The sequence below is a fragment of the Thermomonospora echinospora genome, assembly GCF_900108175.1.
In the GTDB taxonomy this organism is placed as follows: domain Bacteria; phylum Actinomycetota; class Actinomycetes; order Streptosporangiales; family Streptosporangiaceae; genus Thermomonospora; species Thermomonospora echinospora.
Genome location: NZ_FNVO01000023.1, coordinates 82,797 through 104,738, shown reverse-complemented (window position 1 = coordinate 104,738; position 21,942 = coordinate 82,797). Strand labels below are relative to the sequence as shown.

19 protein-coding genes are annotated in these 21,942 nt (G+C 71.2%); 4 read left to right on the top strand and 15 right to left on the bottom strand.

Annotated features, from left to right (window positions below; genetic code table 11):
- Positions 1 to 67 precede the first annotated feature (67 nt).
- From C4U03_RS33475 to pheS, 11 genes are all read right to left on the bottom strand, one after another.
- Positions 68 to 574: an arginine repressor gene (locus tag C4U03_RS33475; RefSeq protein ID WP_103943775.1), complete on the bottom strand. Its 507-nt coding sequence runs from the start codon at positions 572 to 574 to the stop codon at positions 68 to 70.
- A complete protein-coding gene (argF, locus tag C4U03_RS33470) occupies positions 571 to 1,503 on the bottom strand; it encodes an ornithine carbamoyltransferase (RefSeq protein WP_103943773.1) in 933 nt (310 codons plus the stop codon). Before argF ends, C4U03_RS33475 begins: the two co-directional genes overlap by 4 nt.
- Before the next feature lie 3 nt (positions 1,504 to 1,506).
- Positions 1,507 to 2,733 (bottom strand): acetylornithine transaminase, encoded by a 1,227-nt coding sequence (locus C4U03_RS33465; protein WP_268817565.1) that lies wholly within the window; start codon positions 2,731 to 2,733, stop codon positions 1,507 to 1,509.
- The gene (argB, locus tag C4U03_RS33460; protein WP_103943771.1) at positions 2,730 to 3,626 is read right to left on the bottom strand and encodes an acetylglutamate kinase; all 897 of its coding nucleotides are present in this window, start codon (positions 3,624 to 3,626) and stop codon (positions 2,730 to 2,732) included. Before argB ends, C4U03_RS33465 begins: the two co-directional genes overlap by 4 nt.
- Positions 3,623 to 4,777: a bifunctional glutamate N-acetyltransferase/amino-acid acetyltransferase ArgJ gene (gene argJ / locus C4U03_RS33455; RefSeq protein ID WP_103943769.1), complete on the bottom strand. Its 1,155-nt coding sequence runs from the start codon at positions 4,775 to 4,777 to the stop codon at positions 3,623 to 3,625. Before argJ ends, argB begins: the two co-directional genes overlap by 4 nt.
- Positions 4,774 to 5,802, bottom strand: a complete 1,029-nt coding sequence (argC, locus tag C4U03_RS33450) for an N-acetyl-gamma-glutamyl-phosphate reductase (RefSeq protein WP_103943767.1) — start codon at positions 5,800 to 5,802, stop codon at positions 4,774 to 4,776. Before argC ends, argJ begins: the two co-directional genes overlap by 4 nt.
- 98 nt (positions 5,803 to 5,900) lie before the next feature.
- Positions 5,901 to 6,332: a TIGR03668 family PPOX class F420-dependent oxidoreductase gene (locus C4U03_RS33445; protein ID WP_103943765.1), complete on the bottom strand. Its 432-nt coding sequence runs from the start codon at positions 6,330 to 6,332 to the stop codon at positions 5,901 to 5,903.
- A gap of 560 nt (positions 6,333 to 6,892) precedes the next feature.
- Entirely contained in the window at positions 6,893 to 7,624 is a 732-nt protein-coding gene (locus C4U03_RS33440; RefSeq protein WP_103943807.1) for a DUF7873 family protein, read from the bottom strand.
- Between the two features lie 82 nt (positions 7,625 to 7,706).
- A complete protein-coding gene (locus C4U03_RS33435; RefSeq protein WP_103943763.1) occupies positions 7,707 to 9,323 on the bottom strand; it encodes an ABC-F family ATP-binding cassette domain-containing protein in 1,617 nt (538 codons plus the stop codon).
- Between the two features lie 280 nt (positions 9,324 to 9,603).
- Positions 9,604 to 12,069: a phenylalanine--tRNA ligase subunit beta gene (pheT, locus tag C4U03_RS33430; protein ID WP_103943761.1), complete on the bottom strand. Its 2,466-nt coding sequence runs from the start codon at positions 12,067 to 12,069 to the stop codon at positions 9,604 to 9,606.
- Positions 12,069 to 13,244: a phenylalanine--tRNA ligase subunit alpha gene (gene pheS / locus C4U03_RS33425; protein WP_103943759.1), complete on the bottom strand. Its 1,176-nt coding sequence runs from the start codon at positions 13,242 to 13,244 to the stop codon at positions 12,069 to 12,071. Before pheS ends, pheT begins: the two co-directional genes overlap by 1 nt.
- A 436-nt stretch (positions 13,245 to 13,680) precedes the next feature.
- Here pheS and aepY point away from each other — a divergent pair, with 436 nt between their 5' ends.
- The 4 genes from aepY to C4U03_RS33405 all read left to right on the top strand — a co-directional run bounded on the left by aepY (position 13,681) and on the right by C4U03_RS33405 (position 17,621).
- Complete coding sequence (gene aepY, locus C4U03_RS33420; RefSeq protein WP_160147181.1) at positions 13,681 to 14,802, top strand: phosphonopyruvate decarboxylase; 1,122 nt, start codon at positions 13,681 to 13,683, stop codon at positions 14,800 to 14,802.
- A 183-nt stretch (positions 14,803 to 14,985) separates the two neighbouring features.
- A complete protein-coding gene (locus tag C4U03_RS33415; protein WP_103943755.1) occupies positions 14,986 to 15,942 on the top strand; it encodes an isocitrate lyase/phosphoenolpyruvate mutase family protein in 957 nt (318 codons plus the stop codon).
- A gap of 94 nt (positions 15,943 to 16,036) precedes the next feature.
- Positions 16,037 to 16,612 (top strand): NUDIX domain-containing protein, encoded by a 576-nt coding sequence (locus tag C4U03_RS33410; protein ID WP_103943753.1) that lies wholly within the window; start codon positions 16,037 to 16,039, stop codon positions 16,610 to 16,612.
- A gap of 16 nt (positions 16,613 to 16,628) precedes the next feature.
- Complete coding sequence (locus C4U03_RS33405) at positions 16,629 to 17,621, top strand: toll/interleukin-1 receptor domain-containing protein (RefSeq protein ID WP_103943751.1); 993 nt, start codon at positions 16,629 to 16,631, stop codon at positions 17,619 to 17,621.
- A 166-nt stretch (positions 17,622 to 17,787) separates the two neighbouring features.
- Here C4U03_RS33405 and C4U03_RS33400 read toward each other — a convergent pair whose 3' ends face one another.
- The 4 genes from C4U03_RS33400 to C4U03_RS33385 all read right to left on the bottom strand — a co-directional run bounded on the left by C4U03_RS33400 (position 17,788) and on the right by C4U03_RS33385 (position 21,780).
- On the bottom strand, positions 17,788 to 18,927 hold the full coding sequence (locus C4U03_RS33400) for a glycerate kinase (RefSeq protein ID WP_146087610.1): 1,140 nt from the start codon (positions 18,925 to 18,927) through the stop codon (positions 17,788 to 17,790).
- Positions 18,928 to 18,953: 26 nt separating this feature from the next.
- The gene (locus C4U03_RS33395) at positions 18,954 to 19,823 is read right to left on the bottom strand and encodes a TauD/TfdA family dioxygenase (protein ID WP_103943747.1); all 870 of its coding nucleotides are present in this window, start codon (positions 19,821 to 19,823) and stop codon (positions 18,954 to 18,956) included.
- A 56-nt stretch (positions 19,824 to 19,879) separates the two neighbouring features.
- A complete protein-coding gene (locus C4U03_RS33390) occupies positions 19,880 to 20,971 on the bottom strand; it encodes a sensor histidine kinase (RefSeq protein ID WP_103943805.1) in 1,092 nt (363 codons plus the stop codon).
- 308 nt (positions 20,972 to 21,279) lie between these two features.
- Positions 21,280 to 21,780: an STAS domain-containing protein gene (locus tag C4U03_RS33385; protein ID WP_103943745.1), complete on the bottom strand. Its 501-nt coding sequence runs from the start codon at positions 21,778 to 21,780 to the stop codon at positions 21,280 to 21,282.
- Between the last annotated feature and the right edge of the window lie 162 nt (positions 21,781 to 21,942).

Genomic DNA, 21,942 nt, shown 5'->3' with positions numbered 1-21,942 from the left:
TCCTGTTTCGGCAGTGCTGAAGAAGACGTGCGGGTTGTGGTGCGCTGGAGACGGGGGCCGCGGGCCCCTAGCCTCGTCGTTCGGTCAGCCGCAGCAGCGCGTCGGCCAGGGCCTGGCCGCCCTGGGGGTCGCGGGCGATGACGAGGATGGAGTCGTCACCCGCCACGGTACCCAGCACCGTCGGCCACTCGGCGTGGTCGATGGCCGAGGCCAGGTACTGGGCGGCGCCGGCCGGGGTGCGCACGATGACCAGGTTGGCCGACGCCTCGGCGGAGACCAGCAGTTCCTGGGCCAGCCGGGCGAGCCGGCCGTGGAAGGACTCGGCGTTGCCGATGCGGGTGCGCGGGATGCGCTCGCCGCCCTCCCCCGGCACCGCGTAGATCAGGCTGCCGTCGTCGGCGCGCAGCTTGACCGCGCCGATCTCCACCAGGTCCCGCGACAGCGTCGCCTGGGTGACCTCCAGGCCCTCCTCGGCCAGCAGCCGGGCCAGTTCTCCCTGGGAGTGGACGGGGTGGCGGGTCAGCAGCTCGATGACACGGGCGTGCCGCGCCGCCTTGGTCATCGGAGTGGTCATCCGGGGCCCCCGCCCGCGGACCGCTCCAGCAGCCAGGTGAGCAGGGCCTTCTGGGCGTGCAGCCGGTTCTCGGCCTCGTCCCAGACCACGCTGTGCGGGCCGTCCAGGACGGTCGCGGCGATCTCCTTGCCCCGGTAGGCGGGCAGGCAGTGCAGCACCGACACGTCGGCGGCGGCCAGCGCGACCTTCTCCTCGTCGATCGCGTAGGGCGCGAAGACGGCGACGTCCTTGGCGTCCTGGCCCATCGAGACCCAGGTGTCGGTGGCCAGCACGTCGGCGCCCTGGCAGGCGGCCTTGGCGTCGGTGGTGACGGTGACCGATCCGCCGGCGGATCCGGCGATCTCGGTGGCGCGTCCGACGACGGCCGGGTCGGGCGTGTAGCCCTCGGGGGCGGCGATGCGCACGTGCAGACCGGCGGTGGCGCCGCCCAGCAGGTAGGAGTGGGCCATGTTGTTGGCGCCGTCGCCGAGGTAGGCCAGCGTCACGCCGGCCAGCGTGCCCTTGGCCTCCTGGACGGTCTGCAGGTCGGCCAGGATCTGGCAGGGGTGGAACTCGTCGGTGAGGGCGTTGACGACCGGCACCGAGGACGCGGCGGCCATCTCCTCGACCCGCTGCTGCCCACCGGTCCGCCACACGATCGCGGCGACCTGCCGTTCCAGCACCCTGGCGGTGTCGCCGATGGTCTCGCCCCGGCCGAGTTGGCTGGTGCCGGCGTCCATCACCAGGGCATGGCCGCCGAGTTCGGCGATGCCGACCGCGAACGAGATCCGGGTGCGGGTGGATGGCTTGTCGAACAGCACCGCCACCGTCCGGGGGCCCTCCAGGGGGCGGTGGGCGAACCGGTCCCGCTTCATGGCCGCGGCCAGGTCGAGGACCTCGGCCTGCTCGGCGGGGGTCAGGTCGTCGTCCCGCAGGAAGTGGCGCACCATCTGTCAGCCCTCCTTGGCGGCGTCGAGGATCGAGGGGAACGCGTCGACCAGCGCGCCGGCCTGGCCGGCGGTGACGACCAGCGGCGGGGCGAGCCTGATCACGTTCGGCTGCACGGCGTTGACCAGGAAGCCGGCGTCCCGCGCGGCCGCCTCCACCCGTGCCGCCACCGGCTCGGCCAGCACGACGCCCAGCCACAGGCCGCGGCCGCGGACGCCTGCCAGCAGGGGGTGGCCGAGCGCGGCGAGGCCGTCCTTGAGCAGGGCGCCGACCTCGGCGGCGTTGCCGAGCAGCCCCTCCTTCTCGATGGTGTGCAGCACGGCCAGGGCGGCGGCGCAGGCCACCGGGTTGCCGCCGAAGGTGCTGCCGTGGTCGCCCTTGGCGAACAGCTCCCCGGCCGGGCCGAAGCCGACGCAGGCGCCGATCGGCAGGCCGCCGCCCAGGCCCTTGGCCAGGGTGAGGATGTCGGGGCGCACGCCGTCGTGCTGGTGGGCGAACCAGGTGCCGGTGCGGCCGATGGCGGACTGGATCTCGTCCATGACGAACAGGGCGCCGGTGTCGTCGCAGATCTGGCGGGCGGCGGCGAGATAGCCGTCCGGCGGGGGGACGACGCCGCCCTCGCCGAGCGTGGGCTCCAGGAAGACCGCGGCGCACTCGCCGGTGACGGCCTCGGCCAGCGCCTGCGCGTCGCCGTACGGGACGAACCGCACGTCGAGGGCGAACGGGCCGAACGGCTCGCGGATCGACTGCTTGCCGGTCAGCGACAGGGCGCCCATCGACCGGCCGTGGAAGCCGTTCTCGGCGGCCACGAAGTAGCCGCGACCACCGCGCCCCCGCCCCCGGCTCTTGCCGTACTTGATGGCGAGCTTGAGGGCGCACTCGTTGGCCTCGGTGCCGCTGTTGGACAGGAACACCCGGCCCTGGCCGCCCAGCAGCCGGCGCAGCTCCTCGGCCAGCAGCACCTCCTGCTCGTTGATGAACAGGTTGGAGGTGTGCACGATCGAGTGGACCTGCTCGCCGACGGCCTCGGCGAGCGCCTCGTGGGCGTGGCCGAGGGAGCTGACGGCGATGCCGGCGATGAAGTCCAGGTACTGCCTGCCGTCGGCGTCCCAGGCCAGGCAGCCCTGCCCGGCCACCAGCGCCACCGGCGGCACCCCGTAGTTGGGCATGAACGCGGCCTGGTAGCGGGCCAGCAGTTCCTGGGAGCTCGCGCCCGTCTGCGACCTGTTCACGAGGCTCCTCCCCGGCTCGGCAGCACCATGGTGCCGATGCCCTCGTCGGTGAACACTTCCAGCAGCAGCGAGTGCGGCACCCGGCCGTCCAGGACGTGCGCCTGCGGGACGCCGCCGCGCACCGCCTGCAGGCACGCCCCCATCTTCGGGACCATGCCGGCCGACAGGTCCGGCAGCAGCTTCGCCAGTTCGTCGGTGGTCAGCTCGTCGATGACCTCGTCGCTTTCGGGCCAGTCGGCGTACAGGCCCTCCACGTCGGTGAGCACGATGAGCTTGACGGCGTCCAGCGCGACCGCCAGCGCCGCGGCGGCGGTGTCGGCGTTGACGTTGTAGACCTCGCCGTCGTCGCCGCGCGCCACGCTGGAGATCACCGGGATGCGGGCGTCGTCCAGCAGGCTGCGCACCGCGCCCACCTGGACCTCGACGATCTCGCCGACCTGACCGATGTCGACCGGCTCGCCGTCGACGATGGCGGGCTTGCGCTCGGCGGTCAGCAGGTTGGCGTCCTCGCCGGACATGCCGACCGCGAACGCGCCGTGCCGGTTGATCAGCCCGACCACGTCCCGGTTGACCTGGCCGACCAGCACCATCCGGACGACCTCCATGGCCTCGGGGGTGGTGACCCGCAGCCCGGCGGTGAAGCTGGACTCGATGCCCTGCTTCTCCAGCGCGGCGTTGATCTGCGGGCCGCCGCCGTGCACGATCACCGGCCGCAGCCCGGCGTAGCGCAGGAACACCACGTCCTCGGCGAAGGAGCGCCGCAGCGCCTCGTCGGTCATGGCGTGCCCGCCGTACTTGATCACGACGGTCTTGCCGTGGAAGCGCTCCAGCCACGGCAGTGCCTCGATCAGCGTGGCGGCCTTGGCCAGCACGTGGCCCCGTGGCGCGCTCATGTCGAGTACGCCGAGTTCTCGTGGACGTACTCGGCCGTGAGGTCGGTCGTCCAGACGGTCGCGGACTCCGGGCCGGCCGACAGGTCCACGGTGATCGTCACGTCGCGGGGACGCAGGTCGACCTTGTCGCGGTCGTCGCCGACCGAGCCGTTGCGGCACACCCACACCCCGTTGATGGCCACGTTGACCTGGTCGGGGTCGAAGACCGCCTCGGTGCTGCCGACCGCCGACAGCACCCGGCCCCAGTTGGGGTCCTCGCCGTGGATGGCGCACTTGAGCAGGTTGTTGCGGGCGATGGCGCGGCCGACCATGACCGCGTCGAAGTCGCTGGCGGCGCCGACGACCTCGATCGCGATGGCCTTGCTGGCGCCCTCGGCGTCCACCAGCAGCTGGCGGGTCAGGTCGGCGCACACCTCGGTGAGCAGCGCGGTGAACTCGGCCTCGTCCGGGGTGACCCCGGCGGCGCCGGAGGCCAGCAGCAGGACGGTGTCGTTGGTGGAGATGCAGCCGTCGGCGTCGAGCCGGTCGAGGGTGACGGTGGTGGCCGCGCGCAGCGCCCGGTCCAGCACGGCGGCGTCCAGGTCGGCGTCGGTGGTCAGCACGCACAGCATGGTGGCCAGCGAGGGGGCGAGCATGCCCGCGCCCTTGGCCATACCGCCGATCGTGTAGCCGGCCTCGGCCCGCCGGAAGGAGATCTTGGCGACGGTGTCGGTGGTGCGGATGGCGTCGGCGGCGGCCAGCCCGCCGTCGCGCGACAGCTCGGCGGCGGCGGTGTCGATCGCCGGCAGCAGCCGGTCCATGGGCAGCCGCTCGCCGATCAGCCCGGTGGAACAGACCGCGACCTCGCCGGCCGAGTCGTCCAGCACGGTGCCGACCCGCTCGGCGGTGGCGTGGGTGTCCTGGAAGCCGGCCGCCCCGGTGCAGGCGTTGGCGCCGCCGGAGTTGAGCACCACCGCGCGCACCCGGCCGCCGCTCAGCACCTGCTGCGACCACAGCACGGGGGCCGCCTTGACCCGGTTGCGGGTGAAGACCCCGGCCGCCGCACGCGACGGCCCGTCGTTGACGACCAGTGCCAGGTCACGGTCGTCGCTGTTCTTGAGCCCTGCGACGACGCCGGCGGCGCGGAATCCCAGGGGGGCGGTAACGCTCAAGGGGACACTCCGATCGTGGTGAGTCCGAGCTCTTCGGGCAGGCCGAGGGCGAGGTTGGCGCTCTGCACCGCGCCTCCGGCGGTGCCCTTGGTGAGGTTGTCGATGGCGGCGACGGCGACCAGGCGCCCGGCGCGCTCGTCGAGGGCGACCTGGACGAGCGCGGTGTTGGCGCCCAGCGTCATCGCGGTGGCGGGCCACCGCCCCTCGGGCAGCAGCCGGACGAACGGCTCGCCGTCGAAGGCGCTCTCGTAGGCCTCCCGGACCGCGGCGGCGCCCACCCCGGGTCTGACCCTGGCGGTGCAGGTGGCGAGGATGCCGCGGCTCATCGGCGCCAGGGTGGGGGTGAACGACACGGTGACCGGCTCCCCGGCGACCGCGCCCAGGTTCTGGACGATCTCGGGGGTGTGCCGGTGCACACCGCCGACTCCGTAGGCCGCCACCGAGCCCATGACCTCGCTGCCCAGCAGGTGCGGCTTGAGGCTGCGGCCCGCGCCGGAGGCGCCGGAGGCCGCCACCACCACGACGTCCGGCTCGGCGATCCCGGCCGCGAACGCGGGGAACATCGCCAGCGTGGACACCGTCGGGTAGCAGCCGGGCACCGCGATCCGCCGGGTGTCGCGCAGCACCGCGCGCTGCCCGGGCAGCTCCGGCAGCCCGTACGGCCAGGTGCCGGCGTGCGGGGAGCCGTAGAAGCCCTCCCAGTCGGCGGCGTCCCGCAGCCGGAAGTCGGCACCGCAGTCCACGACCAGGACGTCGTCGCCGAGTTGCTCGGCCAGCGGGCCGGACTGTCCGTGCGGCAGCGCCAGGAAGACCACGTCGTGCCCGGCCAGCGTCTCGGCGGTGGTCTCGGCCAGCACCCGGCCGGCCAGCGGCCACAGGTGGGGCTGCAGCGAGCCCAGTTCCGCACCGGCGTTGGCGCCCGCCGTCAGCGTGCCGATCTCGAACTCGGGATGGCCCGCCAGGATGCGCAGCAGCTCCCCGCCCGCATACCCGCTGGCGCCGGCCACCGCCGCCCTGATTCCCATACCGTTCGGACCCCTCCCGCTCACTTGCTCGGCAAAATTATGCATCAAGGTGGATGAGTATCCAAGAGCGGGGGGGTGATCTCTCAGCATGTGGACGATCAGCCGGCCCCACCCGCGTATACCCATCCAACCCAGTGCCGCACCGTGATCACGATTGCGGGCCCCTCCGGCCGGTGCCCGCGGTACTGCGGGTACCGCGCCACCAGCAGGTCCACCGACCGCTCCAGTTCCGGCGGCTCCTCGACGACGCGCGCCTCACCGTCGGCCCGCACCCACCACAGCCGCGTCCAGTCGTCCTCGTAGTGGTCGGCCAGCACGCTCACCCAGGGGTTCTCGGCGATGTTGCGCAGCCGCTTGAGCTCCCGCGTCCGCTTGGGCTTGTGGTCGACCGCCATGTGGATCCGGTCCCCCTCCACGGCGAACGTCGCCACGACCAGATGCGGCCGCCCGGCCCCGTCCGCCGTCGCCAGCCGCGCCACCGGCATCCCGGCCAGCCGCCGCCGTGCCTCCCCCGCCTCAAGCCCCGGCATGCCGCTCCCCAGGTTCGCCCGGCCACCCGAACCGGCATACCCCGCGGGGCACTCCGCCAATGCACCGAGCAGATCACCACAAAGGCGACAAACCTCACAGCGCCGAGGCGATCCTCGGCACGCGCGCACCCGCCGTCGCGCAGCAGGCCCGGCAGGAACAGGTGGGACCCGGGGGTTTACCCATCCCCCGGGTCCCTGGTTGCCGCCCAATTGCGCGCGCCGGAACGTTCAAGGACGCGGATCAGGCTCATACCGTCCGCCTTACCTTTAGGCCATCGCCTCGCGAGAGAGGCGAGCCGGAATCGAACCGGCATAGTCAACGGCTTTTGTCCACGTCCGGAGCTCCGGCGCTCGGCGGCGAATGTTGAATCTGGAGCGAGAGTCTGAGTCTGGGCGGCGGCTGCCTCTACCGGTTGGGCCACCCCGGCGCGAGTGCCGGGGGCGGGATTCGAACCCGCGCTGTCACACGCCTGTCGTCAGCTTGAACTTCAGTTTCAACTTGCGCTCCTTGCGCACCCTCCGCGCCGAGGCGCGGAGGGAGTCTCCATGCTAGGCGACCGTCACTGGAACAGGTAGTCGAAAACGGCCTGCCCCACGTGCCGGTCGGTGACCTCGGCGCTGTTGGCCTCCTCACGGGCGTACTTGACGGCGTCCTGCAGCTTCTCCACGCGGTCGAGCAGTTCGTTGACCCGCTTGGCGGGCAGGGCGCCGGAGAACTTGACGGTGGTCCAGTACCCGACCGGCACGTCCTCGTAGTAGACCTCGACCTGGGCGGGGTGCTTGTCGGTGGCCTCGGCCTTGACGTGGTTGCGCGGCACCTTCTTGGTCTTGACGGTGCGGACCGGCTCGGTGCGCCACACGTCGGTGGAGGCGTCGTAGGTCCAGGACTCGGCGGCGTCCAGCACCGGCAGCTTCCTGACGAAGTCGTGCAGGTCCTTCAGCTGCTTTTCCAAGAAGAGCAGGTAGCTGACCGGCACCTCGCGCAGCAGCGCACGGCCGTCCACGGTGACGTCGGCGCGGGCGGTGCAGTTGGCCCAGTCCTTGGTGGCGGTGACGTCGAAGAGCCTGGTCAGCGTGGCGGCGACCTGGCGCAGCGTGTCCTCGGCCTTCACCTGGACCCGGGTGGACTCGGGCGGAAGCTGCTCGCCCTCCTCGTCCTTGGGCTGGTAGGTGCGGGAGATACCGGACAGCGGCGGCAGTTTCTGCAGCGCCTGGTGCGCCTGGGTCAGCTCCTGGAAGGACTTGCTCTTGACGCCCTTCTCGACGGCGATGATCTGATTGAGCTTCGCCATGCTCTGGTCCCCCTGTTCCTGCAGATCGGCGACCAAACTAGCAGCCACAAGATCGACATCTCATGACATTTTTCGAAGTTCCTCACCGCGGCGGGTCCTCCACGACCCCCGCGGCCCGGTCCATGCGCAGCCACCGGGTGACGCCGATCGTCTCCAGGAACGGCAGGTCGTGGCTGACCACGACGAGCGCCCCCCGATAGGCGCCGAGAGCCTGGGCGAGCTGCCGGACGCTGGTGACGTCCAGGTTGTTGGTGGGCTCGTCCAGCAAAAGCAACTGCGGGGCGGGGTCGGCGAGCAGCAGAGCGGCGAGGACGGCGCGGAAGCGTTCCCCGCCCGACAGGCCACCGGCGATCTGGTCGGCGCGGGCGCCGCGGAACAGGAAACGGGCCAGCCCGGCCCGGATCTCGTTCCGTGACGCGTTCGGGGCGAAGGCCCGCACGTTGTCGGCGACGCTCAGGGCGTCGTCGAGGACGTCGAGGCGCTGGGGCAGGTAGCGCAGTCCCTGCACACCGACCTTCACCTCGGTCCCGGGCAGTTCGTGCTCTCCCGCCAGGGCGCGCAGCAGGGTCGTCTTGCCCGAGCCGTTCGGCCCGGTGAGGGCGATCCGCTCGGGGCCGCGCACGATCAGCTCCCGCAGCGACCCGGTGTCCGGCTCGGGCGCGGTGAGCCCGGTGACGGTGAGCACCGTGCGGCCCGCGGGCACCTCGGTCCGGGGCAGCTCGACGCGGATCCCGTCGTCGTCGTGGACCGCCTCCTCGGCCTCCGCCAGCCGCTCCTCGGCGTCGCGGAGCCGTTCCTCGTGCAGGGCACGGTGCCTGCCCGCCGACTCCTGGGCGGCCCGCTTGCGCGCACCCAGCAGGATCTTGGGCATGCCGCCGCTCTCCGCCGCCCTCCTGCCCTGACGGGCCCGGCGGGCCAGCTTGAGCTGCGCCTCCGCCAGGTCACGGCGCTGGCGGCGCACCTCGGACTCGGCGGTGCGCACGGCCCGCTCGGCGGCCTCCTGCTCAACGGCCAGCGCCTCCTCGTAGGCCGGCAGGTTGCCGCCGAAGGTCCGCAGCCGGCCGTCCCGCAGATCGGCGATCTCGTCGACGCGCTCCAGCAGCGCCCGGTCGTGGCTGACCACGACGAGCACGCCGGGCCAGGAGTCCACGGCCTCGGCCAGCCGCCGCCGTGCGGCCAGGTCCAGGTTGTTGGTCGGCTCGTCCAGCAGCAGCACCTCGGGACGCCGCAGGAGCAGCGCGGCCAGCCCGACCATCATGGTCTCGCCGCCGGACAGGGTCTCCACGGCCCGGTCCAGGCCGACGTGCGGCAGGCCGAGCCGGTCCAGTTCGGCGCGCGAGCGTTCCTCGACGTCCCAGTCGTCGCCAACGGCGGCGAAGTTGGCCTCGGTGGCCTCGCCGCGTTCGATGGCGTGCAGGGCGGCCCGGGTCCCGGCGATGCCGAGCAGATCGGCGACGGTGCGGGCGGTGCCGAGCGGAAGGTTCTGCGGCAGGTGGCCCACGGTGCCCGACACTGTGATCGCGCCCGCCCGCGGGCGCAGTTCCCCGGCGATCAGCCGCAGCAGGGTCGACTTGCCCGAGCCGTTGCGGCCGATCAGCCCGGTGCGGCAGGCGCCGAACGTCCCGTCCAGGCCGGTCAGGACGGGCGTGCCGTCGGACCAGGTGAACGAGACGCCGGAAAGGACGACGGCGTGTGACATGGGGCGGTTCTCCTCTGGGTGCCGGAACGTGTACGGAAGCGACGTACAGACACCGCGGAGAACGCACGAAGCGTCAGCGGGGGACTCGCCCTGGGTCGGGGATCACCGAGGTCACGCGCGAACCGGCGGCATCACGCCACGGCCGGTCTTCTGCGCGGTGTCTGTGACCTCAGTGCCTCAACGAAACCTCCGACGGGCGGCGACAGGACCCGACCAGATTAGGAAACGCCGCGGCGCCCCGCAACCGGACCTCCGGTCACGGGGCGCCGCGTGGTGTCCGTCAGCCGCTGCGCAGGACGGCGCCGGTGCGCTCGGCCGCCGCCGCCACCGCCGCGTCACGGGCCGCGCCGGCCTCCTCGGCGGTGAGGGTACGGTCGGGTGCGCGGAAGCGCAGCGTGAACGCCAGCGACTTGCGGCCCTCGCCGATCTGCTCACCGGTGTAGACGTCGAACAGCCGGATCGACTCCAGCAACTCGCCGGCCCCCTCGCGGAGGGCGGCCTCCACCTCGGCGGCCGGGCGGGCGGCGTCCACCACCACCGCGACGTCCTGGGTGGCCGGCGGGTAGGTGGACACGTGCGGCGCCCGCACGGGGGCGGGCGGGGCCAGGCGGGACAGTTCCAGCTCCATCGCGCTGGTGCGAGGCGGAAGACCGTACGCCGCGATGACCCGCGGGTGCAGCTCACCGGCGTGCCCGACCAGGGTGTCCCCCACGTACAGGGCCGCGCACCGGCCCGGATGCCAGGGGGCGTGCCGGTCGGCCGCGACGGTCAGCTCGGCGCCGGTCTCCCGAGCCACGGTACGGGCGGCCTCGATGGCATCGGCCCAGCTCGCCGGGCGGCCCTGACCCCACCAGCCGGCCGGCTCACGTTCGCCGGCCAGCACCACGGCGACCCTCAGCGGCTGGTCCGGCAGCGCCGCGTTCACCGAGGCGATCTCCTCGGGGGCCGGGCCGCGGTCGACGGCCAGCCGGGGGGCCTGCGCCGGGGCGTCCGGACGGGGCCGGAACACCAGGCCCATCTCGAACAGGCCGACGTCGCCGCAGCCGCGCCCGGCGTTGCGGGCCAGCGCCTTCAGCAGGCCCGGCAGCAGCGTGGTGCGCAGCAGCGGCTCGTCCTCCGACATCGGGTTGGCCACCCGCAACGTCCGGCGGCGCCCGTCGTCGGCGGGAAGCTGTAGGTCGTCGAGGTCCTTGCCGGACGTGAACGGGAAGGTGAGCGCCTCGACGTACCCGGCCGCGGCCAGTGCCCGGCCGACCCGGCGGCGCCGCCGCTGGTCGGCGGTGAGCCCCTGCCCGGCGACCGGCCGGGGCGGCCGGGCCGGGATGTTCTCGTAGCCCTCCAGCCGGATGACCTCCTCGGCCAGGTCGTTGGGGTCGACCAGGTCGGGGCGCCAGGACGGGGGCGTGACGGTCAGCTCGTCGTCGCCGGCGACGGTGCAGCCGATGTCGGTGAGCCGGCGCACCACGGTGTCGCGGCCGTAGCGCACGCCGGCCACCCGGTCCGGGTGGTCGGCCGGGATGGTGATCACGGTCTGCTCGGCCGGCGCCTCGGCGTGCGTCACCCCCGGGACGAACTCGGCGCCGCCCAGCTCGACCAGCAGCTGCGCCGCCCGGTAGGCGGCCCGCAGCGGCAGCTCACGGTCGACGCCGCGCTCGAACCGGTAGGACGCCTCGCTGTGCAGCCGGTGCCGGCGCACCGTCCGGGCGATGCCGACCGGGTCGAAGTGCGCCGCCTCGATGACGATGTCGGTGGACTCCTCGTCGATCTCGGTCGCCAGGCCGCCCATCGCGCCGGCCATCGAGATGGGGCCGGAGGCGTCGGTGATGAGGATGTCCTCGGGGTCGAGGGTGCGGGTGACGTGGTCGAGGGTCTCCAGCTTCTCGCCCGCCCGCGCCCGCCGCACCACGATCTCGCCGGTCAGCTTGGCCCGGTCGAAGGCGTGCAGCGGCTGGCCCAGCTCCAGCATCAGGTAGTTGGTGACGTCGACGGCCAGCGACACCGGGCGCATCCCGGCCCGGTGCAGCCGCACCCGCATCCACATCGGCGTCTGCGCCGACGGGTCGAAGCCGCGGATCTCACGCAGCACGAACCGGTCGCAGGCGGTCGGGTCGGCAATGCTCGCCGGGTGGCTCGTCTCGGTCTCCTCCGGCGGCTTCACCTCGGCGGGGTCGTGGAACGGCACGCCGTAGGCGATCGCCGCCTCGCGCGCCACCCCGCGGATCGACAGCGCGTAACCGCGGTCGGGGGTGACGGCAATGTCCAGGACGTCGTCGCGCGCGCCCAGCAGCTCGATGGCGTCCGCGCCGATCTCCGGCTCACCGGGCAGCACCAGGATGCCGCTGTGGTCGTCGCCGATGCCCAGCTCGGCGACCGAGCAGATCATGCCCTCCGACATGCGGCCGTAGGTCTTGCGCGCGCCGATCTTGAAGCCGCCGGGCAGCTCGGAGCCGGGCAGCGCCACCACGACCCGGTCGCCCTCGGCGAAGTTGCGCGCGCCGCAGATGATCTGCTGCGGCTCGGCGTTGCCGACGTCCACCCGGCAGTAGCGGATCGGCTTCTTGAAGCCGGTCAGCTCCTCGATCTCCAGCACCCGGCCGACCACCAGCGGGCCGGTCAGGTCGTGCCCGGCGGACTCCACCGTCTCGACCTCCAGCCCGGCCGCGATCAGCCGGGCGGCCAGGTCGCGGCCGGTGACGTCGGCGGGCAGCTCGACGTGCTCGCGCAGCCAGGACAGCGGGACCCGCATCAGATCTCCATCCCGAACGGAAGGGTGAACCGCACGTCACCCTCGACCATGTCGTGCATGTCCGCCACACCGTGCCGGAACATCAGCGTGCGCTCCACGCCCAGCCCGAACGCCCAGCCGCTGTAGCGGTCGGGGTCGATCCCGCAGGCCACCAGCACCCGCGGGTTGACCATGCCGCAGCCGCCGAGCTCGATCCAGCCCGCACTGTCGCACGTACGGCAGGACCGCCCGCCGGTGTCCGTCGAAGCGCCCCGGCACGCGAAGCACTCCATGTCGACCTCGGCCGACGGTTCGGTGAAGGGGAAGTACGACGGCCGGAACCGTGTCCGCAGCCCTTCTCCGAACATGCCGCGGACGAACGCCTCAATCGCTCCGCGCAGGTCGGCCATGGTGATGCCCTCGTCGACGGCCAGGCCCTCCATCTGGTGGAAGACCGGGCTGTGGGTCGCGTCGAACTCGTCGGACCGGAAGGTGCGGCCCGCGCTGACCACGTAGACCGGGAGCGGACGGCTCAGCAGCGCCCGGATCTGGACCGGCGAGGTGTGCGTCCGCAGCACCATGCCCGACTGGCCCGACTGGCCCGACTGGCCCGACTGGCCCGACTGGCCCGACTGGTTCGAGCCGTCCGGGCCGTCCTGGCCCGCGATCCAGAACGTGTCCTGCATCGAGCGCGCGGGGTGGTCCAGCGGGATGTTGAGAGCGTCGAAGTTGAACCACTCGGCGTCCACCTCGGGGCCCTCCGCGACCTCGAACCCCATGGACACGAAGACGTCCGTCATGCGCTCCTGCATGGTGGTGACCGGATGCCGGGCTCCCCGCGGAGCGCGATCCCAGGGCAGGGTGACGTCGACCGCCTCCTGGGCCAGCGCGTTACGGTCTCGTTCCTCTTCCAGTTCCGCCTGGCGATCCTGCAGAGCCTGGGCCACCGCCTTGCGCGCCGCGCCCACCCGCTTACCCGCGTCGGCGCGGGCCGCCGGAGGCAACGCGCCGATCTCGCGATTCGCCAGGGCCAACGGGGACCGGTCCGCCATGTGGTCCAGCCGGGCGCGCTTCAGCTCCTCCAGGTTCGCCGCGGCGGCGATCGCCTGCAGTGCCTGGGCTCGCATCCGGTCGACCTCGTCCGGCTTGAGTATCGAGACCTCGACAGGGTCATAGGACTGATTGGACGCTGACATGATGTTGTGAGACAACCTCTTGAGTCGGTCGCACCCGCGCTACCAGCGGGTGTCTGCTGGGAGGTCGGACCGCTCACAGTCCCGTGCGGGCACCGAATGGTGAGCGGCGGGAGACGGCGGCCGACGATGACAGTCGATACGCCCGCCGGAGCGGTCCCGTCCGGGTGTCAGGTGTGATCGGGACCCTCGGCGGGCATCATAAATCGATGACCCAGGTCATCCGGATCCCGCCGCCTCGTCACGGGCCGGGCAAGCTGCTGCTCGCTGCGCACGGCCACGGCGGCACCCTCCTCACACATCCGATCGCTGGTGTCAACCCTACCAGCCCCTGCCGCGCGGACGGCGATGTCCTCCGTTGACCGAGGGTGAGCCGGCCGTACCCGTCCCGGCCGGCTGGTCCGTGGCCGGTTCGGGTCCACGTTCCGGGAGGACGCCCTTGATCGATCCGGTCGAATGCTGCCGGCGGTTGAAGCTGCACGGTTGTACGTATTTCTCAGGCGTCCCCTGCTCGTACTTCGCCTCCCTGCTCCAGGCCCTGGACCTTGACCCCGGCATGCGCTACGTGGAGGCCGCCAACGAGGGGTCCGCGCTCGCGACGGCGGCGGGAGTCGCCCTCGCGGGCGGTAGGCCCGTGGTCGTCCTGCAGAATTCCGGGCTCGGCAATCTCGTCAATCCGCTCACCTCGCTTTCGGCGGTCTTCGACCTGCCCGCTCTGCTCCTTGTCAGCTGGCGCGGCTGCCCGGACGAGCCGGCCGACGAGCCACAGCATCGGATCATGGGCGCCGCGACCCCTCGGCTGCTGCGCCTGCTCCAGGTCCCCTATTGGCTCGCCCCTCCGGATACGGAGAAGTTCAACGACGTACTGGAAGCGGCCGTCCAGACCATGCTGCGGTCCCAGCGGCCGGTGGCGCTGTTGTTCCGCCGGGGGACCTTCTCCCCTGTGGAACCTGCCGGTGTCCCACCCGCCGTCGGCGGTTTCACCAGGCGAGACGCCGTTGCGGTGATCACCCGGAAGCTCACCGACCGGGACGCGCTCGTCGCGACCACAGGAATGATCTCCCGCGAACTGTTCCGACAGCGGGACCGGCCGGCGAATTTCTACATGCAGGGGTCCATGGGGCATGCCGGCGCCATCGGGCTCGGGCTGGCGCTCAAGAGCCCCGGGCGCAGGGTCGTGGTGGTCGACGGCGACGGCGCCGCCATCATGCATCTCGGCAGCCTTTCCGTCATCGGCAGCACCATGCCGCCCAACCTCGTGCACATCATTCTCGACAATGCCGTCTACGAGTCCACCGGGGGGCAGCGCACCAGCGCAGCACGGACCGACTTCTCCGCGGTCGGCCGCGCCTGCGGTTATCGTCAGGCCCATCAATGCTCGGATGCCGCCGCACTGGCCGCGGTACTCGACGGCGCGGCACACTCCGCCGGCCCCACGCTGATTCATGTGAAGATCACTCCGGACTCCGGCACCAAGCCCGCGCGAGTGGCAACGGAACTTCTCCCTAGAGAAGTCAAGGAGCGTTTCCGCAAGGCCCTGCGCGAAGATATCGAAGCTTGAGGTCTCGGCGGGGAAAGAGTGACTCTTGGTCAACGGTCCCAGCCGGCGGAGGTTTCGTCCCCGACGGGTCCCGATCCGCGGTCCACCGGCGTCCTCGTGGCCCGTGTGGCCGCAGAAGGGGGCCGGGCGGGCCGGCCGCCACGGACCAGTGACCTTGACCGCCGAACTCGAACAGACGGGCAGATGCCGATGTCCCTACCCGAGATCCGCGCCCTCCCCGCTCTTTTGCGACCGCCTCGGAACAGGCCGGTACTGGTCGCCGGAGCCCACGACGGCATGACCGCCCGACTCGCCCAGCGCAACGGGTTCGGCGCCGTGTGGGCTTCCGGGTTCAGCCTCGCGACCAGCCACGCCGTGCCCGATGCCAGCGTGCTGTCCATGTCCGAGAGCCTGGCGGCGGTACGGATGATGAGGGCCGCGACCGACCTACCGATCATTGCGGATTGCGACACCGGCTTCGAGGACACCGCCGACATCACCTCCCTGGTCCAGTCCTACGAGGCCGCCGGGGTCTCGGCGGTCTGCATCGAGGACAAGGCGTTTCCCAAGTACAACAGTTTTCTGTCCGCACCCCAGACCCTTGAGACGACGTCGGTCTTCTCCGCCAAGATCGAGGCGGCCAAGAAGGCCCAGCGCGGCACCGGCTTCATGGTGGCCGCCCGCACCGAGGCGTTCATCGCCGGACTCGGCGCGCGACAGGCCATCGCCAGGGCCGAGGCCTATGTGAACGCGGGCGCGGACATGATCCTGGTGCATTCCAAGGCCTCCTCCCCGCATGAGATCTATGAGTTCATGGAACTGTGGGACCACCGCAGTCCCGTCGCCGTGATACCCACCAGCTATCACGGTGTCACGATCGACGAGTTGGGCTCGGCGGGGATCGCCATGGTCATCTATGCCCATCACGCGATGCGGGCGGCGGCCCGGGCGGTGAACATGGCATTGCGCTCCATCATCGACGCCGGCACGACCACGCATATCGAAAAGGATCTCGCCACCCTGCAGGAGGTGTTCGAGATTCAGGGGGCGACCGGGCTTCGGGGGTCGCGTTCCGCCGGCGGCGAGGCGGGATCACGGACCAGGAACGCTTCGAAAAATTTCATTTCCCCGGGCGACGGCACCGGACGTGATACCGTGTGATCACGTCCAATGAGCGACGATTCACCATCCGCCCATACGGCCGTATTCTTCCGCGGCCTGCCGCGGCCGGCGGACGAGACATCGAAGGATACCCATGGATTCGCCTGACCAACATGTCGAAAAAATCGTCGCCGAGCGACTGCTCTACACCGGCAGGACCATTAAGGTGTTCGAGTTGAAGGTGGAGACGAAACCGGGCGTCTACGAGAATCTGGAGATCGTCGAGAAGGCCGGGGACAGCGTCGCGATCCTACCGGTCGATGACTCCGGGAACGTGCACATAATAAAAGAATACTATGCGGCGGCCGACAGCAGGCTCTACAGCCTGCCCAAGGGGACCATAGAGGCCGGCGAGAGCCCCCAGGAGGCCGCCCGGCGCGAGATGCAGGAAGAGGTCGGGCTGGCCGGGGACCTCACCCCGTTGGCCGTATTCGACCTCAGCCCCGGATATCTGCGCCAGCGGACCAGCATCTTCCTGGCGCGCAACCTTCGACACGTACCGGTCGGCGGCGACGAGGTGACCTTCATCGCACCCGTGAGCATCCCCTACGACCAGGCCATCGCCATGGCCCTGTCAGGCGAGATCACCGAGGCCCGCCTGGTAGCCGCACTTTTTCTCGCCCAGCCGCACCTCAAGCGGGCAAGAGCCCTCCCGAGCAAAATCGAATAACAACTGGAGCGACACCGTGCCGCACGATACGGGAGCAAGTTTCCGCAACTGGCGCCGGGAGAACCTCGCGCACCGAAGGGTGTTCATATCACATGCGTCCGAGGACACCGACATCGCCTTCAATGTCGCGGCGCTGATCAAGCGTTATCTCGATCTCGACCCTCAGGTCGACCAGGGTTTCCTGCGGCCCGGGACCGACTGGTCGGCGGAGATAACACGGCGGGTCGGCAAGTCGGAGCTCGTCATCGTCCTGCTGTCCCGTGTCGTGGCCGGCGAACTGGCCAAAGGCGTTGAGGACGAGATCAAGCTCGCCCAGTCGCTCAACATTCCGATCGTCTTCGGCCGCATACGCGGCTACCGGTCGTCGATGCGTCATCAGGTCATCGACTTCGGCGAGGACGGGCGGCGGGTCGACGGCATCTGGGACCTGGCGAAGTACCTGCTCTCCGAGTCGCACCAGTTCCGCGTGCTCGGCCTCGACTCGCTCTATGTGAACCCCTCCGCGACCGGAGCGGTGCTGGGGAGTCCCGAGGACATCGCGAACCAGGCGGCCGAAATCAGCATCCTCGGCCACACCATGAAAAAGTGGCTGGGAGACTACGGCAATGCCATCCGCCACGGCAAGGCGTCGATATCGATGTACTTTCCCGCCGTCGACGCCATCGGCATGGATCTCTTGGTCGCCACCCACCGGAACGGCACCCAGGTACTCGAACAGATAGCCCGCGCCAAGCGTCACGCGCTCGCCATAGAAGAAGAGTTGGACGATCCGGCCAAGTTCAGCTGCTACGCGGTACGAATAAAACCGATGTTCAGCGCCATGATCGTCGACCGCGCTCAGCACAACGCCTTCATCGTCGCGGACCACTACTCTCTCGCCAGGGGCGCCGAAGGCCGACCCAACCTGGTGATCCACGGTTCTTCCACACCGCTGTTCGAGTATTACTCCAGTGCATTCGATCGAGTGATCGCCGATGCGTATCCGCTCAAGCAAGAGATCATTCCCTGACCGGCGCCGGATCGCAGCCCCCTGACCGGGCGGCCGGGAGAGAGCTCACCTCCCGTCATCCGCCCCATGCCTCTCGTACGAAGGAACGCCTGGCCGCGGGCCAGGCGTTCCTACTCCCCCGCCCGCCGAGAAGGAGTTACTTCGCAGGGGTCAGCGCGGAAGAGCGCTAATCATGGCCCGTCGCCGTCCGGCCGGTGCAAGCACGCGCTCCGGTACTGGCCAGCATGTCGGCGAGGCTCGGAGGAGGCTCGCCCTGCGCGTCCGCTCCGAACGGGAGGATCTTCACGAGACCGCCCTCCGGAGCGCCGCCGGACAGGTCCGCATCAGCGGCGACGATCACGGTCGGCAGCCCCCGGGCCGTTCTCAGGGAGGCCACCGTGCCCGGTAGTTTGCCCAGCCAGGTCGTCGCATCGACCCGTCCTTCGGCAGTGATCGCCACATCGCTTTCCAGCACCGCGGGCATCGCCCCGAGCAGATCCAGGACTCTGAGTGCCCCTGACTCCCCGGAGGTGGTCGCGACCGTGGCCAAGCCGGCCCCGACCCCTCCACCGGCGCCCAGCCACGGCCGGGTCCACAGCCGCTCGGCTCCGGAGGACCACAGCCTGTGCTCGTCGGCCGCCAGGACCCGCACGATCCTGGCGAGTGTTTCGGCGAGGACTCCACGGTTGGCTTCGGTCACTCCCTTCTGACGGCCGAAGCGGCCGATGCTCTCGTCCAGCCCGATGCGCACATCCGCCAGAACCTGAATCGTCACGTCGCCCAGCCGCCGGATCGCCGGGCGGAGATCGACGGACGCCACGTCGCGCAACGCCCAGGGAACTGGAGGGAGCGTGGCCCCGGTGGCGTCGAAGAAACGAGCCCCGAGGGCGCCGAGAGCGCCGGCGCCGGCATCCACGTACGCCGTGCCGCCGGCCCCCAGCAAGATATGGCGGGCTCCGGCCTCGACCGCCGCCGCGATCATTTCACCGACCCCGGCCGACGTCGCCCTGAGCGGATCCAGTTCGGCGGGCCGCAGGCTCGCCAGCCCGCAGGAGGCGGCCGACTCAACCACTGCAGTGGTCTCGGTCATGAGCAGCCAGGAGGCGTTCTTACGACGGCCGAGCGCATCGGAAACCGGCAGGACATGGCGGACGGCACCGGGCGAGCGGGCGAGTACGTCCGTTGTCCCGTCACCGCCGTCCGCCGCGGGAAGGAGCACGACCTCGCCCACCCCGGGGGCCGTGCCGGCTCCCCGGCCGAGAGCATGCGCGACGGTGTCCGCCGAAGCCGTGCCGCGCAGGCAATTGGGCACGACGGCCACGCTCATCGACCGGAAGGCACCCTGGGCCGGACTCACCGCCGACGTTCGTCCCTGCTGATCCAGGTGCGCAACAGCAGCCGGCTCCGCGCCGGATCCGGGTGGTCCACGAACTCCGTGCGCGCATGCAGGGTACGCAGGTTGTTTACGATCAGTACCTCATCCGGCCGCATGCGTCCTTCGATCTTCCTTGTCCGGTCGACCGCCGCGTCGAAGGCGTCCAAGGCGGCGTGCTGCCCGGCGGTCAGTTCCGGGGCGCCCCGCTGCCGGTGGCCGAGTTCGACGTAACGCCGGAGATAGGTGACGGCGGGTCGCCCTCGGTGGTCGAACAGGATCGGCTTGGCCACGGTGTGCTCTGCATCGCCGGTGCCGTCACCACGTCGATGGAAGTGAAACGGCCTGCCCAGCACGTCGACGACCGCCTCCTGCCCGGCCAGTTCGCGCACCACGTCCCGCAGGTGCGCCAGGTGCAGGGATCCCCCTCGCATCGCCTGCCGGACGCAGAACAGGGCGAACATGTCCGGTACCGGAAACCCTGCCTCCGCCCCATCGGTGTGGAAATGGCCACCGAATCTCGAATCCGCGTAACGAGTGCTCTCTCCCTGCCCGATCGTGCTGCCCCGGTCGCGGACCTCACGGACCACGGTGCCGTGCCGATCCTGTGGTATCGGCGTACCGAGGAGCTCGCTGAACCGCAGAACGGCGCGGTGATCGGTCCAGATCCCCTCCGGAAAGCCCTGCAGCACGCAAAGGCCCGGCCATGACTCCAGCTCTGTGACGAGGGAGTCCAGCCAGGAGCACAGCTTCCGCATCGTCGGGCCACCGCTGTCCTCTCCGCGCAGGAACGCGGGCAGCTCCGGCCTGATCGGGTACCGGAAACGATCGAATCCGTTCACCGTCGGCATGCGTTCCTCCCGGTGGCCGGCTCTTCGCGTACCCTCGATCGATCTCCGCGCCCGGATCAGGCGTAGTCGGGGGTGCCGGCGGGCACAGTGAATCGGAACTCCGCACCGCCGCCGGGGGCGCGCCGCACCGCGATGGTGCCGCCGTGCGCCTCCACCAGGCCCTTGACGATGAACAGGCCGAGCCCGGTGCCGCCGCGCCGGTTGCCGCCGGGGCCGCGCCAGAACTGGCGGAAGACGCGCTGCGCCGCCTCGGGCGGGATCCCCTCGCCCTCGTCGCGCACTGACACGACGGCCCCGGGGCCGTCCGCCGCGTTCACCCGCTCGATCACGATCGTCACGGTGCCGGCGCCGTGCCGGACGGCATTCTCCAGCAGGTTGCCCAGGATCTGGTCGATCTTGTCCGGATCCAGCCACATCTCCGGCAGCCCGTCGGCAGCGATCAGCCGGAACCGGTCGGCGGGGTCGCCGGCGGCCACCCGCCCGGCGATCACCTTGCGGGCCTCCTCGGCCAGGTCGACCACCTGGCGGCGCATCTCCAGCCGGCCCGCCTCGATCCGGGACACGTCCAGCAGTTCGGTGATCAGCCGGGTCACCCGGTCGGCGTCGGCGTTGACCGTCTCCAGCATCACCCGCTTCTGGTCGTCGTTGAAGCGGTGCCACTTGGCCAGCAGCGTCGCGGTGAACCCCTTGACGCTGGTGAGCGGGGAACGCAGCTCATGGGCGACGGTGGAGACCAGGTCGGCCCGGTCGCGTTCCTGGCGGGCCCGGCGGGCGGCGTCGCGGAAGCTGATCGTGAAACGTTCCACGGACCGGTCGGGACGGCGCCGGTAGGAGGCGGCGACCAGCAGTTCGGTGCCGCCGGCCAGGAACAGCGGGCGCTCGGGGTGCCGGGTGCGGGTGGCCAGGCCCCCGTACGGGTCCAGGCACTTCCACCAGTCGCGTCCCTCCGCGTCGTGCAGCGGCAGCACGTCGCGGAAGTCGCGGCCCAGCGCCGCCTCGGCGGCGATGCCGGTCAGCCGGGTCGCGGCGCGGTTGAACACCACCACGCGCGCGCGGGCGTCGGCCACCAGCAGCCCGTCGGGCAGGTCGTCGGCCCACTCCGGGGCCGGATGGCCGAGCGGGCCGCGCCCGTGCCGGAGGGCGGGCACGGCGGGCCGCGACACCTGCGGGGAGTTTTCGACACCCACCAGCGCCTCCAGAGCACCCGTGAAACGCGGCCTGTCGGAAGAGAGCCTATAGCCACCCGGCGGGAACGCGGGTCCGCGAAACCCCTTACCCACAGGGCTTTTCACGGTTTCCGGCGGATACGTCCCACTCGCGGGGAAGTCCAGCGGATACGTCCCACTCATGGAGAAGTCCAGCGGATACGTCCCACTCACGGAGAAGTCCAGCGGGTCCGTCCCCCTCGCGGGGACGCCCGGTGGAGGCGTCTCGCTCATGGGATGCGGCCGGGCCGTCAGCTCAGGGACGAGGTACGGCCCGCCGCGACGGCCTGGGCGACGGTGTCGTACAGCGGGAAGACCTGCTCCAGGCCGGTGATGCGGAACAGCCGCCGCTGCGACGGACGCACCGCGGCCAGGCTGATCTCGCCGCCGCGGGCGTGCAGGTGGTTGTGCGCGCCGACCAGGGCGCCCAGCCCGGTGGCGTCACAGAAGCCGACCCCGCCGAAGTTCAGCACCAGCCGGCCCTGACCGGCGGCGGTCAGCTCCTCGCCCAGCTCGATCAGCCGGGCGCGCAGCTCCTCGGCGGTGCGCAGGTCGATCTCGCCGGTGACCGCGGCCACCAGCGTCCCGCCGTGCGCGCCGGCCACCGTGACGGTCAGCTCGGCCTCGCCGTCGGCGGGCGAGAGCGCGCCGGCGCCCTGCCGGCAGCGCGGCACGGCCGCCGACGAGCGCGGTCCGTGGTGTTGCGGTCGTCGTGAACGCGGCACCTGAGGCGCCTTCCTGTCGTCGATCATCGTCGCCCCCCTCTCGCGGCGTCAGCGCCGCTCTCCGGCCACCGTAGGCACCGGATGAGACGCGCGGAATCCCTCGTCAGACGGGTTCCCGCTCCTGCTTGGGGACGAGCCCGCCGAGCGGGTCACCGTCAGACGGTGAAATTCTCACGACCATCCTGACAG

What these genes read in the sequence shown, in the direction of transcription:
- C4U03_RS33475 (WP_103943775.1), bottom strand. Translation starts at nt 574, where the DNA reads ATGACCACTCCGATGACCAAGGCGGCGCGGCACGCCCGTGTCATCGAG.
- argF (WP_103943773.1), bottom strand. Translation starts at nt 1,503, where the DNA reads ATGGTGCGCCACTTCCTGCGGGACGACGACCTGACCCCCGCCGAGCAG.
- argB (WP_103943771.1), bottom strand. Translation starts at nt 3,626, where the DNA reads ATGAGCGCGCCACGGGGCCACGTGCTGGCCAAGGCCGCCACGCTGATC.
- argC (WP_103943767.1), bottom strand. Translation starts at nt 5,802, where the DNA reads ATGGGAATCAGGGCGGCGGTGGCCGGCGCCAGCGGGTATGCGGGCGGG.
- C4U03_RS33445 (WP_103943765.1), bottom strand. Translation starts at nt 6,332, where the DNA reads ATGCCGGGGCTTGAGGCGGGGGAGGCACGGCGGCGGCTGGCCGGGATG.
- C4U03_RS33440 (WP_103943807.1), bottom strand. Translation starts at nt 7,624, where the DNA reads ATGGCGAAGCTCAATCAGATCATCGCCGTCGAGAAGGGCGTCAAGAGC.
- C4U03_RS33435 (WP_103943763.1), bottom strand. Translation starts at nt 9,323, where the DNA reads ATGTCACACGCCGTCGTCCTTTCCGGCGTCTCGTTCACCTGGTCCGAC.
- pheT (WP_103943761.1), bottom strand. Translation starts at nt 12,069, where the DNA reads ATGCGGGTCCCGCTGTCCTGGCTGCGCGAGCACGTCGAGCTGCCCGCC.
- pheS (WP_103943759.1), bottom strand. Translation starts at nt 13,244, where the DNA reads ATGTCAGCGTCCAATCAGTCCTATGACCCTGTCGAGGTCTCGATACTC.
- C4U03_RS33415 (WP_103943755.1), top strand. Translation starts at nt 14,986, where the DNA reads ATGCCGATGTCCCTACCCGAGATCCGCGCCCTCCCCGCTCTTTTGCGA.
- C4U03_RS33410 (WP_103943753.1), top strand. Translation starts at nt 16,037, where the DNA reads ATGGATTCGCCTGACCAACATGTCGAAAAAATCGTCGCCGAGCGACTG.
- C4U03_RS33400 (WP_146087610.1), bottom strand. Translation starts at nt 18,927, where the DNA reads ATGAGCGTGGCCGTCGTGCCCAATTGCCTGCGCGGCACGGCTTCGGCG.
- C4U03_RS33395 (WP_103943747.1), bottom strand. Translation starts at nt 19,823, where the DNA reads ATGCCGACGGTGAACGGATTCGATCGTTTCCGGTACCCGATCAGGCCG.
- C4U03_RS33385 (WP_103943745.1), bottom strand. Translation starts at nt 21,780, where the DNA reads ATGATCGACGACAGGAAGGCGCCTCAGGTGCCGCGTTCACGACGACCG.